Genomic DNA, 16,870 nt, shown 5'->3' on the forward strand with positions numbered 1-16,870 from the left:
ACGTAGCGGCTACCACTTTTGCGTTTCCCCGCGAATCCCTTCGGAGCGGGCAGTCTCAGCCCTCAGCAGGACGGAGCCTGGAGCCTAGACTGGAAATATTCTTCTCCCCACCGCAGCCACATAATAAAAAACCACCACTCCCCTATCAAACCAGGAAATGGTGGTTGGTTCATTATCTAATGATGTTATGACGCTTCCGAAACAGTTACATTTGCCGGAGCAGTCTGAGATGCTTTTTTATTCGTGTGAACAAGCACGATATTCAAGATGACTGCCGTCAAAGAACCTGTCACAATACCATTTTGCAGCATCATTTTTGCCAAAGTAGGCAGTTGATCAAACATCGTCGGAACTGCAGCAGAGCCTAGACCCACAGCGATACTGCAAGCAGCGATCAGCAGATTCTCGTTTTTGCTCAGGTCAACCTGCGAGAGAATATTGATACCTGATGCAACAACCATCCCGAACATGGCGATCATCGCTCCACCCAATACCGCGTTTGGAATGACCGTTGTCAAAGCAGCCAGCTTCGGCAGTAATCCGAGAACGACAAGGATTCCACCGGCACCAATCATCACATCGCGCGATTTAATGCCAGTCAAGGAAACCAGACCGACATTTTGTGAAAAAGCCGTGTAAGGGAATGCATTGAAAATGCCACCCAGTACGATTGCGACCCCTTCTCCGCGCAAACCTTTGACAACGTCTTGATCCGTTACTTTTGTATCCGTCACTTTACCGAGTGCAAAGTAAACGCCTGTGGACTCAGCCATGCTGATGATGTTAACGAGAATCATGGTAACAATGGCCACAATACTGAACTGTGGTGTACCGAAGTAAAACGGTTCAACCACGCTAAACCAAGAAGCTTCCGCAACATTCGCGAAGCTGACCATCCCCATCATGTAAGCTACAGCCGTACCGACAATCAAGCCGAGCAATACGGAAATCGCACGAATAAATCCGGTAAAGAAACGATTAATAAGCAAAATGATAACCAACGTTCCTAAAGCCAAAAGCAAATTGTGCGGTTGCCCAAAGTCCGGCATACCTTGTCCACCAGCCGCGTTGTTCATCGCAACGGGAATGAGCGACAGTCCAATGATTGTAACAACTGAACCCTGTACCACGGTTGGGAAAAAGCGCAGCAGCTTGCCGAACAGTGGAGCTGCCAAAACAACGAATATACCCGATATGATGATGGCACCGTAAGCGGTCGCTAGATTACTCGTAGAAGCAATCGCAATGATCGGTCCTACTGCTGTAAACGTACAGCCTAGCACAACGGGAAGGCGAATCCCCGTATACCTTGTGCCAAGGACTTGCAAGAGCGTCGCGATTCCGCATGTGAAAAGGTCAGCAGCAATCAAATAAGCGATTTGCGTAGGAGTCAGATTCAAAGCACCACCGATAATCAACGGTACGACGACGGCTCCTGCATACATGGCAAGAATGTGCTGTAAGCCCAAAGTAACAATTTTATGTTTGGCTAGCATGAGTGAACCCTTACCTCCTATTGATTTTTTGATTATACGCGTGCAGGCTCTTCTTCAATAAAGTGAATGCCTTCTGGTGACATCGATTCAATACGTGCCAATGATTCGATTCGTACGCCAGCTTGCTCCAAGAGACCACGGCCTTCCTGGAAGCTTTTTTCAATAACAGCGCCAACCCCTACGAGATGAGCACCCGCATCTTTGACAATATTCGTAAGACCCACCAGAGCAGCTCCCGTAGCCAGGAAGTCATCGACAATCAATACGCGGTCTTCTTTGGACAAATACTGACGGGAAACACTGATTTGATACGTTTCCTGACGGGTAAAAGAATGAACAGGAGCAGAGTATACTTCCTCTGTCAACGTGACAGCTTTTTTCTTTTTCGCATAGATAAAGGGAACACCCAAAGCAAAGGAAGTCGCCATCGCAAAATGAATTCCACTTGCCTCAATCGTCACGACTTTTGTAATGTTTTCACCAGCGAACAACTCGGCAAAACGCTGTCCGATCTTCATCGTCAATTGTGGATCTACCTGGTGGTTCAAAAACGCATCCACCTTCAAAACGGATGCCGACAGTACCTTGCCGTCCTGTACGATGCGCTCTTGTAATTCTTTCATCAGTTCTTCCTCCTCGGATATGGTTCCGGCCACTTTTTACCTGCGGCCTGCTGAAAATATAGAAAGCCCAGAGTGGACAGTGTCACAAGCGGGCTACGTAATAAACCAACGCCAAGTGAAACTGTCCCTCTGGGCTTTTATCCCTTAGGTGTGACACATCATTCGTGCCTGCGTCGCTCGGACCAGCTTTCTTTCAACCTATGATTGGAATAGGAAAGAAAAAGACGGAACCCTAGACGCACTTTCACTCGTAGTCAGGTGATTTACGGTCACCTGGTAGAAACGGTTGGGCCTTATTCCCAAAATTATACGAGCTACCTATCTATTTTTTTCGAAGTGTAATAACGAGTATTGACCAAATCTATCATAACTCCCTCGTTGTGAGCAAGCGTTAATTTTTGAAAGGAAAAGGAAGCGCTTACTTGCTCAAACAAAGGAAAGAGCCCTGATTTCTCAAGGGCTCTCATACTTATCTCTTCGGTTTTTTCTGCCGCATTTGAACGTTGAGCTTCTTCCATTTATCCCTTTCAGCCGCTGCAAGCCTTGCATCTTCTTTACGCGCCAGATGTGCCAATTCGCGTTGAAGCTTCAGATAACTGTCAAAGCGTGCCTTTTCCAATGATCCAGCTTGGATGGCAACTTGAACAGCACAGCCAGGCTCGCGCATATGCTTACAATCATTGAAACGGCATGTTTCCGCAATGGACTCGATATCGTCAAAGGCACCGCGGAAGCCTTCATCTGCCTCCCAGAGCTGAAGTTCCCTCATGCCTGGTGTATCGATCATCAGAGCACCACTCGGCAAGCGGAACAATTCACGATGTGTCGTCGTATGGCGGCCACGGTCATCACCTTCACGAACGCCACTGACTTTTTGCATCTCCGCTCCGCTCAATTTATTAATCAACGTGGATTTGCCAACACCAGAGGAACCCATCAAGGCAATCGTCTGGCCCTCGCCCAGATACGGTGCGAGTTGATCCAGTCCTTCTCCCTGCTCAGCACTGACTACGTGAACAGGTACTCCGATCGCAACTGATTCTACCTCTGCCATGCATGCATCCAGATCGTCACACAAATCTGCTTTGGAAAGCACAATTACCGGATTGGCTCCACTTTCCCACGCGAGAATGAGATAGCGTTCTAACCTGCGCAAATTCAAATCATTATTCAAGGAATTCACGAGGAAAACGGTATCGACGTTCGCGGCCACAATCTGCTCTTCCACTGTATCCCCAGCTACTTTGCGGGAAAACTTGCTCTTACGTGGAAGAAGTCCGTGGATGGAGGCTTTCTTTTCCTCTGGGCGAGCACTGATCACTACCCAGTCCCCGACAGCCGGAAAATCTTCTCGCCCGATGGCTTCATAACGAAGCTTACCCGTTACTTCGCCCAAGAGCTCGCCATGCTCACTCCACAGACGATAAATACGTTTATGTTCGAGTGTGATACGTCCCACACTGTAGCCTTGCTCGGCATAAGGGGCAAAATGATTAGCAAAATACTCATTCCAGCCCATAGATTGCAATACTTGTTGATTGGTTAGTTGATTCACTGCGGATTCCCCCTGCAATTGGTTAAATATATGGCTATCAGCCAGAACCAGTCACAGTCGAATCCTCATTTGGTGAACGGTATTACTGTTCGCTTGAAAGGAGGATTCCTGTGACCCCGACTACGACACTCTGAACAAATTTGATGACTACCATAAAACATCTCTCCTTTAGCAAACCTACCATTCAGGTTTGGAATCATATTTCCCAATTATTGTACCATAATGAAACAAAATGCAACAGCGTCAATCTCCCCCGCCGCCGCCTCCACTATCTCCGCCACCACCGCTGTCTCCACCACTACCGCTATCACTTCCGCCGTCATAGCTATCCCAACGATCGTTTGAGTCGTGATTTCGATGATGATGATTGTGAGAGCTGTCTACAAAGAAGGCTCCGCCCCCGCTGTCTGAAGAGGAATGAGAGCGACTACTTCCGCCTTTTGCAGCTTTGGACGCCAAGACAAATACTACGATCAAAAACATGATGACGATGACAATGAAGAACTCCATTGTTGTCCCCGCCCTTCCTCTTTTTTGAAGTTGTTTCCTATTTAGTATAACATAGTGTAGCTGGAATAGGCTGGGGGCGTGGAGGATGATCCCTTTCATCCGGCAAAATGCCCTGACACGGGTACGATCGCCAAAATGTTTTCCAATACAAATACACGATACGCCTTCCTCATATAACAATATGCTTTTAAGCTCCCTTTGTTCTCATCAATCTGTACCAGACGGATCGTGCGCCTGCTAGTCTCTCCATCCTTCTTCAAATAAATGATCTCCACTGCTTGCTGCCGCGTTGCGTACCTTCTCAACTCCTGAATCATCAGGCTGTCACCACCACATAATGTGTCTTCTTGTTGTTGAGATCATCATATCAAAAGAGAACATTTGTTCGCAAGTTTTGTTTGCAATAACCAACGATTTCCACAACAAAAAGACATGCGCCCTAAAAATGGACACATGCCTTATACTTGTCACACTTTGTTTGACTCAGCGCCTTCTAAGCGCACGCCCGAACACAATCAGAATCGGTGCCAATAAAATAGCCGCCGCAACCAGCGAAGCACGAATCGAAAAACGGGTTCCGATCCACCCGACAGCCGGACCACCTGCCGTTTGTCCTAAGGCATTGGACTGGCCCATCATCGATAAAACCGTCGCTCGCACACTGCTCTCAATGTTTAGATTCAGCCACGTATCATACAGCGGACTGCTTAAAGACTGAATCACACCGATTAACAGCAATGCAACTAATGCCCAGCTAAAGCTAGGGGAAAAAGCAAAAGCAATCATCGCTGCAATTTTGAGTCCCGTCAACGTGAACATGCCCACAAGGACAACCCTCTCATTGTTCACATTCAGCCTTTTTTCCACAACGCCTACGACGATGAGGCCGAGTAAGCTTGCGAGTGCGGCAATGATCCCGAACCACATTGGCATTGAAATAGCCGCTAGCTCCGGAAAGCCAATTTCTGCGATCAAATGCGCTTCCCACAAACGGTCATACCCTTCAGAAGCTGCACCCGTAAATAGGGTCACGAACAAGATCAGCATGAGAACCGGCTGACTGCGAATCACTTGGGCACCCGAAGTCCACGTCTGAATCATTTCCTTCACGTGGGAAGCACCTTGCTCACGCTCACGAGGAATAAATCCGGTCTCCTTCATGAACAGAATCAGAAAGACACCAAGCCCCAGATACATAAAGCCACCTATGAGGAAAGGCAAATGGGGGGCGAGTGTTGACAAAGCCACACTAAGTGCAATCCCGAGCAGATTCCCAAACAAGGAATAGCGCTTAGCCTTCATGAAAATCGTACCGATCTTCTCTTCTCCAACCTCATCCACAATCCATGCAGTATCCGCTCCACTGATAAACGTATACCCGAGACCACTGATGACTTGCGAAAACAGGACCAAGCCGAAGACAGAAATCAACGGTATCCAAGCATCAAGCACGGGAACGATCCCCTGCATCGAAAATCCAATTCCCAGAAAAAACATCCCAATAATGACGGAGCGACGGCGACTGTACGTGTCCGCAACTACTCCTGTTATCCCTTCAAACACCAACACGGATAACTCCAATACCGTCCCGATCAATAGCAATTCAAACGGGTTAAAGCCCAGTGTCACAATATAGTAAAGCGCATAGGTCGTGAACATGGTTGTATTGGCCAGGGAAGTCAAAAAACTTTTGATCGTATATACTTTTGTCGCATTCATGAACATGGAAGCAGTATCCACCTTTTTTTAGGCAGATGACGCGTCCCGTTTTCACATACTGATCGCTACTCTACAATCCGCTACTGTGCAATCCGCTACTGTGCAAAATGCGTACGCGTCATGCTGCCGTTCCTATTTTTCCTTCCTGTGTACTTGCTTGCTCTGAATAGTGTTTTTAACATGTGATATACACCTCCGAAAGTAATTACAACTATTATAGAATGATTTTAATTGCCATACAATGGAAAAAGCTGTGCAGTATGATTAGACACACTGCACAGCTTAATTATGAAGAAGCACTTACGCTTTTTTTCTAAACAGACCTACGATGGAGATCAGCAACGCCAAACCGGAAAGTACCAATGGCAAGGTATTGTTGCTGCCTGCACCCGCTGCTTCCCCGGCAGGAGCAGTTGCCGGCTTTTGTTCTTGTCCATGCTCATGCCCTGCTTCACCTACACCAGCCTTAATGGTAGTGACAGACGCTGGCGTTTTGGAATCCTTGTCCCCTGTCCATTCCACAACCTCGCCATTTGCATAGGTCTGATAAGCCTTCCAAGCCAATTGACCCTCTTCTTTCGGGTTTGCCCCGACAAACGTGAATTCTTGGAACTCATGCGCCTTGATTCCGCCTTCTGTTGCTGTCCAGACAAGCGCTGTGTTCACACCGTCTTTATCTTTTTCGAACTCGTAGGACCAGCCCGGAATCGGTTGTACGGAATTTACCTTCACACCTGCCGGGAATTCCAGCTTCACTTTTGTCGTGTTGACGTCTTTTTCTACAGGGACACGCACGGTGTATTTTTCATAGGAGCCTGTAGTAGCCTCTTTCGGATATACGTTCACATGTGCTTGTGCTGCTGTCGCCAACGTCAAAACTGCACCTGCTACCAGTACACTGCTCATCCATTTTTTCATTTTCATATTATGAAATCCTCCCTAATTTGAATCTGTTTGAATCACGGCTTGATTATTTGTCGTCGCAGTCGGGTAGTTGATTTGGCTCATCCAAAGTCCTGCCAGAACCGAGATAATCCCGAATATGATTTCCCAACGCAAGTAAGCGGGCTGCAAAGAATTTTTCGTCCGCCAACGTCTGGTTTGCCTAAAGGCCAGAAGAAGCATGAGGCAGACACTTGCTATTTTTCCATATAACAGATAGCTCCATGTCGTTGCACTCTGGAAAATGCTCATGACATCCGTTTGCACGAAGAGCATGACAACGCCCGTCACGACGGCAAGCACTGCCGCCACCGCAACTGTTTGCAAAAAGAACCTCTTGAACGACTCCTGTCCTCGTTCAGCCGCTTTGACTGTAAGTAACAAGTAGACAAGTGCTCCCATCCACACAGCGACCGTCAATACATGCAACAGTCTCAGCAAAATGGACAGCCAGACAGGAGCAATGCCCCATGCATGACCGCCAAAAGCTTGCGCGCTGATCAAGAGAACCCAGATTCCCACATACCAGCCTGAAACCATATTGGGGATCGCGATCAATAACAGTAGGGCAAAGGACACCAGCAGCATGATCGCAAACGGAGACTGACTGAGCAAGTTCCCGTCCATCTGCCACAGTGCTTGCGTAAGGGATACAGCCGTTAACGATTCGTCATACAAGAACCACAAAAATATAAGTCCGATGATCGCCAAACTCCATCCGATTTGTCTGCCAATCCCGATGAGCTGGGCAAGCGAAGGCAATCCCTGACGTTGTGCTGCCCACGCTACCAGATACAAGCCGCCACCGACGAGAATAATTCCTTGCGCCAAATAGCGGTACATGATCAAGTAGCTTGAATCTGCTTTTTGCTCATTTGGCGGAACCACAACCGCACTTTTTTGTCCGATAGAAAACGTGAGCTTCTCTTCGATCGGATGTCCGTCCTCGGATACGACAGACACGATTACCGAATACGTCCCCTCAGCCAAATCGCTCGGCAGTTTCGCATTCAACTGCGAGGCATCACCCGGCTGCAATGTCGGCCGCTCCACTTTTATTTCCTTGCCATTCCAGTCAAATAAACGCACGTTAACAAGATCGGGCTCCAATGTTTCGGTAAACCGCGCAGATATTTGTCCCGGATTCGCCTTCAGTACCTCACCATCTTGCGGGGAGCTGCTCATCAAGCCAGCATGGGCGTAAGCAGTTGTCATACCCGTTGTCAGTACAAGTAAGAAGGCGAGCAAAAACACAACCGCATATTGTCTGATGTTGTATGTCACCCTATCACCTGCTTCCTTATTCCGTCCTTAATCCTATCAAAATAGTGCGAGAATCTATATGGCTCCATCGGGCTATCTGATGTGGCAAAGTGTTGAAAACAAAAAAAGGCATGTTCGGTAATTCTCTCCGATCCATGCCATTTCAAACTGCATTAGGATGATTTTACAGTGTTTTGTGCGAGAAATTCATGGACGAGCTTGTTGAATACCTCTGGTTGATCCATCGGTGGGATATGCGCTGAGTCAGGCAGGATGACTTTTTTTGCGCCGGATATCCGTTCAGTCAATACATCGGCGATCTGTAGAAAATCTGGATAATCCCTCGCTCCTGCAATAACGAGAGTCGGCGCTTTGATATGTTCCAAACGCTCGATTGGTGGGGGAGATAAAACCTCCAGTCCGGCTCCAAACTCCGGCAGCGAAAAGGCGTGTCTGTTTATTTCTTTAAAACGATTACGTGCTAGACGAGCTTGCTCATTTACCGGCTGACCAGGACCGTCAAACCACATTTGTGTCGTCATTTCCAACGCTTCCTCGGTCGTGCCACGCTGACATACTTGATTGAAACGTTCCACATCGTGCAGCCTCTGTTCACTTCTTGGGTGACCAAACAAGCCGGATGCGACCAGAATCAAGCTGTTCACCATCTGCGGGTAAGCAAGGGCGAATTCCTGCGCGACCATTCCCCCAAACGAAAGCCCGGCCACATGCGCCTTTTCGATCCCAAGCCCTTGCAGAACCGCTTTCACATCATCGTACAGCGTAAAAGGAACGTCAGTCGCCAGTGTTTTACCGAACCCGCGGATATCAAATCGAACGACCTTATACGTTTGTGCAAATGCTTGCAGCTGGGCATCCCATAGCCTTGTATCCAGATTGAAGCCGTGGATTAATAAGAGCGGTTCGCCTTCCCCTGCTACTTCATAGTAAATACGTGCACCATTTGCTTCGAGAAAGCCTGTCTGTACAGCTTGCCCGTTTTCCATCTTTTCTCACCTCGCCCTCACTATCTCACCCCGGCTTGTTGCTTGTCTATGTATTTTTTGTTCCGACTACCCAATGACGCCTGTACGCAAAATCATAATCTCGACATCTACATCAAATTTCGCCCTTTTCATGATTTCCCGACATTCCTCTTTACTCAATTTCTTTTTCCCACTCTTTTGACTGGCTATATTGTAGATTTCCCCAAATCCTACCGGGTCTACATCGTGCTTTCTTAACTTTTCCAGTAAATGTTCCGTCTCTTTTTTAACCGCCAGTTCGATTGCTTTTTGGACCTTTTTCAACTGCTCAGGCTTGGATAAATCAATTTTTTCAGCCATTTCCTGAATCTGCGCTGACATATTGACTTTCACAGAAAATCTTGGTTTCTCCAAATCTAAAACTTTTATTTGCTTTTTGCTTGAGATATGTTCAATGACAGTAAAAAGACGCTTTTTATCGAGGGAAATATTTATTTCCAATTCCCCCTTATTGTAACGCTCCCGTAATATCTTGAGGAAAAATCCATCCCTTGAAGTAATCTCTGCTACCAGTTTTTGATCTCGAAATAAACCAATTTGATTAATATGCAATTCATTCTTTACTCTTTCAATATAAGGCATCACGGGATCTCTCCCGATTGCATAATAATCTTTCATGAACTCATGAAGTTTCGAGGAAATCATATTCTCCCCTTCGACGTTCTGCCGTATGGCTTGATAGAGGTAAATGCCAATGTTGCTGTTCTCGGGGTAGCGATGTGTCAAAATATCATACGCCCGACCTTTCGCTACCGTTAAATAGACATTACTTCCTATGGAGGCATCACGCGTTAAGTTTTCCACAAGAGACAGGATCCCTTTACGCGCTAACTCATCGTGATAGACCACGACGCGAATTTGACCTCCTACAATTTTTTTGGAAGACTCCCTGTTCTGTGAAACGGTGAGTCCTTTGCTTGTATGTGCTGTGCCAGAAATGACAGTGACCAGCTCACGTGCCTCCGGGTCAATTTGATAAAATACCGTGGTACCCAACAGCTTTCCGTCTCTGCTAAGATCGTACCCCACCGCAACCGCCAGTCCCAATTTTTCTAATACATGTTGCTCCCCACAGCCGTTCAATAACACGACCACTAAAAGATAGTGTAAAAGCAAACGCAACCTTTTCATGTCCGGACCGGTCCCTTCCGAAACAGCCGAATTACTACATAAAGCACGATGGGATAAACAAAAATGATATAGAAGCCTACACCACCGAAAATATCCGTGATGAGATTAATCGACTGGCGTGTTTCCAAAAAATTGCTAGCCAAAAACATGACACCAACAATCCCGATAAGTGCCATTCTCTCCTTGAGCCCACTAATATGATGAACCCCTCGCATGGCTACCCACAGGTTCATCAGCAAATTATCCAGCATGATGAGCATCCACAGTGAGATGGACACAAACTCAAAACGCTCCAAAAACGGAAACTCTACAATTTTCATCATCATTAGCGTTGCCCAGATTAGATGCTGAAGCTGTTCTCCTTGAAAGTACAAGAGTGTAACCAGCATGACTACCACATACAAGCAGGTGGTCATAAACAATCCACCATGTACATACCGCGATAGCAATTCCTTTTCCTTTACAAACGGATAGATGAACAAAATGATCTCAAATCCGATGATGGAAAAGGACATCTTCTTCGCACCGTCCATCAGCTGTACAAGATCATGATGAAAGACTGGCTGCAACAGATGAAAATCAGCGTATTGCATGGGATAAACCAAGAGCAGTAGCTGCCATATCGTCAACCCTACAGAAAAAAAGCTAATTCCAGCCAACACCCGAATACCACCTGTTACTCCATAAATGGCCAGGCAAAGCAAGGAGGCATTTAATATCCAGGAAGGTACTTCCGGAAACATCCATGACTGAATAATCTCGATGTACCCTCTCAAGATCGTTAAGGCCGAGCCCATGATATATACGATAAAGATGAAATTAAGAACACGGGCAGGCCATTTCCCAAATACACGTTGATGAATGTCATACAAATCCATGTCTTTGTATTTCGCTAAGATTTTTAGCATGAACCACGCCGCAATATGGGTCATAATGCCTGCTATTATGACCGCAATCCAGGCGTCTTGTTGTACCCTATCATAAATAAAGCGTTGTACGCCCGCTATGCCGATTCCAACCTGATTGCTATGAACCATAAATAGCGCAAGCGATACGCTGATAGCCATATGGCTATTCCGACGAAAAATGGACCGTGACATTCACACTCAACACCTAACTACTGAACTGGTCTTTTTTTCTCGACTTTATCAGGCAAACGGGTATCGTCAGGAGAACGTGTCATAACCGGACGCTTGCCGAGAGAGTAAAAAGGAAACCGGATCAGACTGTTTTTAAAATCCTGCGAGCGAAAAGGAAAAAAGGGGAGAAAAAACGGGCGTCCCAGACTTGATTGACGCAGGATGTGTATCAATAAAAAAGACGCGCCTAGCATAATTCCAAAACCTCCCCAAATTCCAGCTAACAGGATAATCGGAAAGCGGAGGATGCGGACTGCCGTACTCATCATGTAGGAGGGAAAAGTAAATGAAGCTAGGGCACTGAGCGCCACAATCATGATCAATATGTTACTGGTAAAACCCGCTGCAACGGCTGCCTGTCCAATTACGATACCGCCCACGATCCCTATCGTTTGCCCAACTTTAAAAGGAAGTCTTGCTCCAGCCTCCCGCAAGAATTCAATAATCATTTCAAGTAACAAAGCTTCAAATAATGGGGGAAAAGGTACCTTGGATCGAGACTTTACGAGCGATACAAGGAGAGCAGATGGAATCATTTCATAATGAAATGTAAGCGCAGCCACATAAGTAGCTGTAAAAAACAGAGAGACAAAAAGAGCCGAGAAACGTAACAATCTTATAAAAGAAGCCATTTGCCACCGGATATAGAGATCTTCATTGGACTTAAAAAAGTCCACGAAGGAACTGGGGCCGACGATAGCAAACGGGCTCCCCTCGACAAATACGGCTACCTTTCCTTCCAACAGAGCTTCACTTACATGATCAGGTCGCTCTGTCAGGATTAGCTGCGGAAAAATAGAGAACGTATTGTCATCAATCAGTTGAACCAATTTTCCGCTGTCAATCACGCCGTCTATATCTAAATCGCGTAAACGCTGCATGACGGTTTGAATATTTTCAGGAGCCGCCAGTTCCTCCATGTAACATATTTCCACATTCGTCCTGCTACGTTTCCCAATCGTAATGGATACGTTGGTAAGCAAATCAGTCGACAGATACCCCTGTAGCACCCCTAAATTGGTTTCCAAGTCTTCAGTAAAAGAAACCTGGGGACCGAAAATCTGGGTTTCGACCTGAGCCTCTCCCAAAGAACGACTCGGTATTCTTGCTACGTAGAGAAGAAGCCCGCACGCCATTCCTTCTATTTGAAGGTAAATCCATCCCCTCACGAGATAATCGCTGACTTGACTGTAATCCATGGTTTTGGTGACATGAGCAACAGGAACATTCCCCAAAATCGTATCAGGATCGATCTTTTCGTCAGGTAACCTTTCGAAATAAGGAAGCAACACCTGCTGGAGAATGACCGTATCAACTAGATAGGGGAGATAGGCTAGCAACAAGCTATTGGTTCCACAAGAAAGGTTACGAAACACCATTCGCGGATTTCGCATCTGATCCCATAATTTTTCACGCGTCTCGCTAACGGATTCAGAAATCATGTTGGTTGTCATTTTATATTTACCCCAATATATGGTGTCCCCTTATTATTTTTCCAATGTCTTCGCTCTATTCCCCCCTTCCAGCCGAAGAGTAAGATCCCAGACAAAATGAACACAAAAAAAACCGAGACGGAAATACTCCATCTCGGTTTGTTTACCACTTTTTATCTGCCGCTCTTCATTTCAGTCCAGTAGCGGTCGTATTGCTGCAAGGTTTCTCCTACATCGACCAGCCACTCCGCACGGGCAATGTCTGCTGTATCCAGGAAGACCATCTTGTTGGAACGATATTCTTCACTGTGCAGTGGGTATGCTTTTTCGTTCGGGTTACTGTAGCCAATCGATTCGTAGTTTTTCACACTGACCTCTGGGTCCATCAGGTAGTTGATGAACTTCTCAGCCATTTCCTTGTTCTTAGCGCCTTTTGGAATCGCCAGCGTGTCTGCCCAGATCGTTGCGCCCTCTTTCGGAATAACGTACTCCACATCTGGATTTTGTGCGTGAATGAAAGCGGCGTCTCCGGACCAAACCGTTCCGATCCATGCTTCTTCCGCAATCATCTTTTGCTTGATGTTGTCTGTATCAAAAGCAACAACATTCGGTACTACTTTTTTCAAATCAGCAAAGGACTTTTCCAGTTCCTCTGTGTTCGTCGTGCTATTGGAGAAACCGTTCTTGATCAGTGCCATTCCCATAACCTCACGAGGATCGTTCAGCATGATGACACGGCCTTTGTAAGCTTCATTCCACAGATCGTTCCAGCTTGTCGGGGCTTCTTTTACATATTTCTTGTTGTAAGCGATCCCGGTAATTCCCCATGTATATACGAGTGAATACTTGTTTTCTTTGTCAAAAGGAGGTGTCTTGAACGTAGACACAATATTGCCCATGTTCGGGATGTTCGCTTTGTTCAACTCTTCCAGGAGACCCAGCTGAATCATAGTGCCTACCATGTAGTCGGAAGGTTGAATCAGGTCGTAACCGGATGCACCCGCTTGAATTTTTGCCAGCATTTCTTCGTTGCTGCCGTATACATCATAGTTGACCTTCACGTTGAATTTTTGCTCAAAATCTTTGATGACGTCTGGGTCGAAGTTGTCTGCCCAGCTATAAATATTCAATACTTGTTGCTCTTGCTCAGATGACGATGAGCAGCCTACAGCAGTCACCGCAAGTACGGCGGTCAAAGCGCCGATCATCAAGGACTTGAAACGTTTCATTTTTTCCTCTCAACCTCCAAATCAGTTATGGGATTGCCTTTATGAAAACTCCATGATGTTTCTAAAAGATGGATTGATTATTTTTTGAGTCTTTGCGGCGGAAAACCTCTGCCACCACAACCAACAGCACGGTACTCACGATCAAAAGCGTCGAGAGTGCATTCACTTCTGGCGAGACGCCTCGTTTGACCAACCCATAAATGTAGAGTGGCAATGTAGTCGAATTCGGACCAGCCACGAAGAACGAAATAATGAAATCGTCCAACGATAGGGTAAACGCCATCAGGAAGCCTGCGATGATCCCTGGCATAATCAGAGGCAACGTCACATAGCGCAATGTCTCCCAAGGAGTTGCTCCCAAATCTTGAGATGCTTCTTCCAGTTCCTTGCCCATATCAGCCAAACGTCCAGAGATAATGACCATCACATACGGCATGCTAAACGTGACATGCGCCAGAATCAGAGTCACTTTCCCCAGCTCCATCTGCACCTGGCTAAACAACACGAGCATAGCCAACCCCATCATGATCTCCGGGATGACGATCGGCAAGTACATCAGCCCGTTAAAGATATTGCTCCAACGAAGCGAATAGTGCTTGACGGCCAGAGCGGCAGCCGTACCCAAAACCGTTGCGATGACGCTGCTGATAACCCCAATCGTCAAACTGTTCATCAGCGCTTGCATGACCTGCCTGTTTTCAAACAAAGAAACGTACCACTTCCACGTAAAACCCGTCCACGTAGCGTTGATCCGTGAATCGTTGAACGAATAAAGGACAAGGATCAAAATTGGCAGATACAAAAAGACCAGCATCAGCCACGAGTATCCAGATAGTGCGTTTCGACGTAATGTTTTCATGCTGATCCCTCCTTTGTCTCGCTCGCTTTGGTAGCGCGGAAATAAAGAAGAATCAACAGCATGGACAATAGCATCAGCACGATGGACAAGGCAGAACCGAACGGCCAGTCACGCGCGGACAAAAATTGATTTTGAATGACGTTTCCGATCAGAGCCGATTTCGCTCCGCCCATCACATCCGGAACGACGAACATCCCGATGGAAGAAACAAAGACGAGGATCGATCCAGTGACGACACCTGTCTTGGTCATAGGCAGAGTCACGTGCCAAAAAGCCTTCCAAGGCGTTGCGCCCAGATCATACGCGGCTTCCAGCTTGCGGCGATCCATCTGCTCCAGTGACACATAAATCGGCAGTACCATGAACGGCATGAGTGTGTACACCATCCCGAGCAGGACCGAACCCGAATTGTACAAAAGCGGCAGCGGCTCCGAAATAATGCCCAGCGATTGCAGGAACGTATTGATTACGCCTTGCGAACGCAGGATGATTACCCACGCATAGGAACGGACCAAGAAGTTGATCCAAAACGGAATCATCACGAGCAAAAGCCATATTTGCTGAGTCGATTTTTCCAGCCGTGAAATGTAATACGCCAACGGATAGCCGCACAAAATCGAAAAGACAGTTGTTAAAACCGCTACGACCAGCGTATCCCCAAAAATTTGGCCATACAGCGGATCGAAAATACGGATGTAATTGTTCAGCGTAAACTCATAGACAACTTGCCCGTACGTGCCTCTTTTGAGGAAAGACAGTATGGCAATCATAAGCATAGGCAGGACGAAAAGCGCACCCATCCACAAAAGGGCGGGAAGCGCGAGCAGTTTTACCGGCTTCTTGTTTAACAAGGAAGAATCACCTCGTCCGTCTGTGCCCAGCCAATGGCCACTTGATCTCCCACCTGCCAGTCCAGACCGTCACCTGCGTACTGGTGTGCCATTACGGTCATATCCTGCCCCTCAAGGCGGATAAATACCTTGCGCAGATTGCCGAGGAACACCGCGTCAGCAATAGTACCCAGCTTCTTGTGCTTGTCCTTGTCAGAGTCAACCGGGTACAGCTTGATCTTTTCCGGACGTACCGCTGCATTCGTTCCGTTTTCCCGGAAAATGTTGTTTTCCCCAATAAAGGTAGCCACAAACAAGGTTTGCGGGGAGTTGTAAATCTCTGCTGGAGAAGCAATCTGTTCAATTCGTCCCTTGTTCATGACTGCGATTCGATCGGACATCGCCATCGCTTCTTCTTGGTCATGTGTGACGTAAATGAACGTTATCCCTAGGTTTTTCTGCAAGTTTTTCAATTCGAGCTGCAAGCTTTTTCGCAATTGATAGTCCAAAGCACCTAGAGGCTCGTCCAGAAGCAGAACGCGTGGGTTGTTAATAATCGCCCGTGCGATTGCTACGCGTTGCTGTTGTCCGCCAGACAGCTGCTTTGGCGTGCGCTTCCGCAATTCTGTCAGTTGGACATACTGAAGTACTTCCTCCAAACGCTTCTGTTGTTCGGCTGCGTTCACTTTTTTCATTTTCAAACCAAACAGGATGTTTTGTTCCACGGTCATGTGTGGAAACAAAGCATATTGCTGGAACACCATGTTCATATCGCGTTGATACGGCGGCACAGCGCTAAGTGGCTTTTCGTCCAGGAAAATTTCCCCGGTCGTTGGCTGCTCAAATCCAGCAATCATTCGCAGCAGTGTCGTTTTCCCACAGCCACTGGGGCCGAGTAACGTCAAAAACTCCCCTTCTTCAATGGAGAGAGAAAAAGAGGGGACGACGACAGTATCTGCAAATCTCTTTTCAATCGAATCCAGATGTATAATTTTTTTCATTCCGTCATCTCACCATATGTCATTATACTCACAATCTAGGTAACTATATCGTGTATGATACGATTTGTAAACAGTTTCACGAACGATTCCTCCA

General features: G+C 46.8%; 16 protein-coding genes and 1 riboswitch. All 16 genes read right to left on the minus strand.

What is annotated here, in order from left to right; genetic code table 11:
- Nucleotides 1-185: 185 nt before the first annotated feature.
- The 16 genes from KB186_RS21165 to KB186_RS21240 all read right to left on the minus strand — a co-directional run bounded on the left by KB186_RS21165 (nt 186) and on the right by KB186_RS21240 (nt 16,776).
- Nucleotides 186-1,496: a nucleobase:cation symporter-2 family protein gene (locus KB186_RS21165; protein ID WP_173610792.1), complete on the minus strand. Its 1,311-nt coding sequence runs from the start codon at nt 1,494-1,496 to the stop codon at nt 186-188.
- 32 nt (nt 1,497-1,528) lie between these two features.
- Nucleotides 1,529-2,119 carry a xanthine phosphoribosyltransferase gene (locus KB186_RS21170; protein ID WP_015892653.1) on the minus strand — a complete coding sequence of 197 codons (591 nt, stop codon included), beginning with the start codon at nt 2,117-2,119 and terminating at the stop codon, nt 1,529-1,531.
- Between the two features lie 231 nt (nt 2,120-2,350).
- Nucleotides 2,351-2,452, minus strand: a riboswitch (purine riboswitch).
- A gap of 136 nt (nt 2,453-2,588) precedes the next feature.
- Nucleotides 2,589-3,674, minus strand: a complete 1,086-nt coding sequence (gene rsgA / locus KB186_RS21175) for a ribosome small subunit-dependent GTPase A (protein WP_221868043.1) — start codon at nt 3,672-3,674, stop codon at nt 2,589-2,591.
- Between the two features lie 243 nt (nt 3,675-3,917).
- The gene (locus KB186_RS21180; protein ID WP_221868042.1) at nt 3,918-4,184 is read right to left on the minus strand and encodes a hypothetical protein; all 267 of its coding nucleotides are present in this window, start codon (nt 4,182-4,184) and stop codon (nt 3,918-3,920) included.
- Between the two features lie 95 nt (nt 4,185-4,279).
- Nucleotides 4,280-4,501, minus strand: a complete 222-nt coding sequence (locus tag KB186_RS21185) for a WYL domain-containing protein (RefSeq protein WP_232774313.1) — start codon at nt 4,499-4,501, stop codon at nt 4,280-4,282.
- Nucleotides 4,502-4,667: 166 nt separating this feature from the next.
- On the minus strand, nt 4,668-5,909 hold the full coding sequence (locus tag KB186_RS21190) for an MFS transporter (RefSeq protein ID WP_232774314.1): 1,242 nt from the start codon (nt 5,907-5,909) through the stop codon (nt 4,668-4,670).
- A gap of 294 nt (nt 5,910-6,203) precedes the next feature.
- The gene (locus KB186_RS21195) at nt 6,204-6,827 is read right to left on the minus strand and encodes a YcnI family copper-binding membrane protein (RefSeq protein WP_173610787.1); all 624 of its coding nucleotides are present in this window, start codon (nt 6,825-6,827) and stop codon (nt 6,204-6,206) included.
- Between the two features lie 15 nt (nt 6,828-6,842).
- On the minus strand, nt 6,843-8,129 hold the full coding sequence (locus tag KB186_RS21200; RefSeq protein ID WP_232774315.1) for a copper resistance CopC/CopD family protein: 1,287 nt from the start codon (nt 8,127-8,129) through the stop codon (nt 6,843-6,845).
- 152 nt (nt 8,130-8,281) lie between these two features.
- Nucleotides 8,282-9,115 (minus strand): alpha/beta fold hydrolase, encoded by an 834-nt coding sequence (locus tag KB186_RS21205; protein WP_173610785.1) that lies wholly within the window; start codon nt 9,113-9,115, stop codon nt 8,282-8,284.
- Nucleotides 9,116-9,181: 66 nt separating this feature from the next.
- A complete protein-coding gene (locus KB186_RS21210) occupies nt 9,182-10,285 on the minus strand; it encodes a Ger(x)C family spore germination protein (protein ID WP_221868038.1) in 1,104 nt (367 codons plus the stop codon).
- Nucleotides 10,282-11,385 carry a GerAB/ArcD/ProY family transporter gene (locus KB186_RS21215; protein WP_173610783.1) on the minus strand — a complete coding sequence of 368 codons (1,104 nt, stop codon included), beginning with the start codon at nt 11,383-11,385 and terminating at the stop codon, nt 10,282-10,284. The genes KB186_RS21210 and KB186_RS21215 overlap by 4 nt, the downstream gene beginning before the upstream one ends.
- A gap of 17 nt (nt 11,386-11,402) precedes the next feature.
- A complete protein-coding gene (locus tag KB186_RS21220; protein ID WP_221868037.1) occupies nt 11,403-12,878 on the minus strand; it encodes a spore germination protein in 1,476 nt (491 codons plus the stop codon).
- Between the two features lie 152 nt (nt 12,879-13,030).
- Nucleotides 13,031-14,086 carry an ABC transporter substrate-binding protein gene (locus tag KB186_RS21225; RefSeq protein WP_173610781.1) on the minus strand — a complete coding sequence of 352 codons (1,056 nt, stop codon included), beginning with the start codon at nt 14,084-14,086 and terminating at the stop codon, nt 13,031-13,033.
- Between the two features lie 61 nt (nt 14,087-14,147).
- The gene (locus tag KB186_RS21230) at nt 14,148-14,945 is read right to left on the minus strand and encodes an ABC transporter permease (RefSeq protein ID WP_173610780.1); all 798 of its coding nucleotides are present in this window, start codon (nt 14,943-14,945) and stop codon (nt 14,148-14,150) included.
- The gene (locus KB186_RS21235; RefSeq protein ID WP_047072025.1) at nt 14,942-15,745 is read right to left on the minus strand and encodes an ABC transporter permease; all 804 of its coding nucleotides are present in this window, start codon (nt 15,743-15,745) and stop codon (nt 14,942-14,944) included. Before KB186_RS21235 ends, KB186_RS21230 begins: the two co-directional genes overlap by 4 nt.
- Nucleotides 15,746-15,789: 44 nt before the next feature.
- The gene (locus tag KB186_RS21240; protein ID WP_173610779.1) at nt 15,790-16,776 is read right to left on the minus strand and encodes an ABC transporter ATP-binding protein; all 987 of its coding nucleotides are present in this window, start codon (nt 16,774-16,776) and stop codon (nt 15,790-15,792) included.
- Between the last annotated feature and the right edge of the window lie 94 nt (nt 16,777-16,870).

Origin of the sequence: Brevibacillus sp. AF8, assembly GCF_021270385.1 — a bacterium.
In the GTDB taxonomy this organism is placed as follows: Bacteria; Bacillota; Bacilli; order Brevibacillales; family Brevibacillaceae; genus Brevibacillus.

Coding starts and splice junctions, on each gene's coding strand:
- KB186_RS21180 (WP_221868042.1), bottom strand. CDS start 4,184: ATGGAGTTCTTCATTGTCATCGTCATCATGTTTTTGATCGTAGTATTT.
- KB186_RS21240 (WP_173610779.1), bottom strand. CDS start 16,776: ATGAAAAAAATTATACATCTGGATTCGATTGAAAAGAGATTTGCAGAT.
- KB186_RS21210 (WP_221868038.1), bottom strand. CDS start 10,285: ATGAAAAGGTTGCGTTTGCTTTTACACTATCTTTTAGTGGTCGTGTTA.
- KB186_RS21170 (WP_015892653.1), bottom strand. CDS start 2,119: ATGAAAGAATTACAAGAGCGCATCGTACAGGACGGCAAGGTACTGTCG.
- KB186_RS21190 (WP_232774314.1), bottom strand. CDS start 5,909: ATGTTCATGAATGCGACAAAAGTATATACGATCAAAAGTTTTTTGACT.
- KB186_RS21185 (WP_232774313.1), bottom strand. CDS start 4,501: ATGATTCAGGAGTTGAGAAGGTACGCAACGCGGCAGCAAGCAGTGGAG.
- KB186_RS21195 (WP_173610787.1), bottom strand. CDS start 6,827: ATGAAAATGAAAAAATGGATGAGCAGTGTACTGGTAGCAGGTGCAGTT.
- KB186_RS21220 (WP_221868037.1), bottom strand. CDS start 12,878: ATGACAACCAACATGATTTCTGAATCCGTTAGCGAGACGCGTGAAAAA.
- KB186_RS21235 (WP_047072025.1), bottom strand. CDS start 15,745: ATGGGTGCGCTTTTCGTCCTGCCTATGCTTATGATTGCCATACTGTCT.
- KB186_RS21215 (WP_173610783.1), bottom strand. CDS start 11,385: ATGTCACGGTCCATTTTTCGTCGGAATAGCCATATGGCTATCAGCGTA.
- KB186_RS21205 (WP_173610785.1), bottom strand. CDS start 9,115: ATGGAAAACGGGCAAGCTGTACAGACAGGCTTTCTCGAAGCAAATGGT.
- KB186_RS21165 (WP_173610792.1), bottom strand. CDS start 1,496: ATGCTAGCCAAACATAAAATTGTTACTTTGGGCTTACAGCACATTCTT.
- KB186_RS21230 (WP_173610780.1), bottom strand. CDS start 14,945: ATGAAAACATTACGTCGAAACGCACTATCTGGATACTCGTGGCTGATG.
- KB186_RS21225 (WP_173610781.1), bottom strand. CDS start 14,086: ATGAAACGTTTCAAGTCCTTGATGATCGGCGCTTTGACCGCCGTACTT.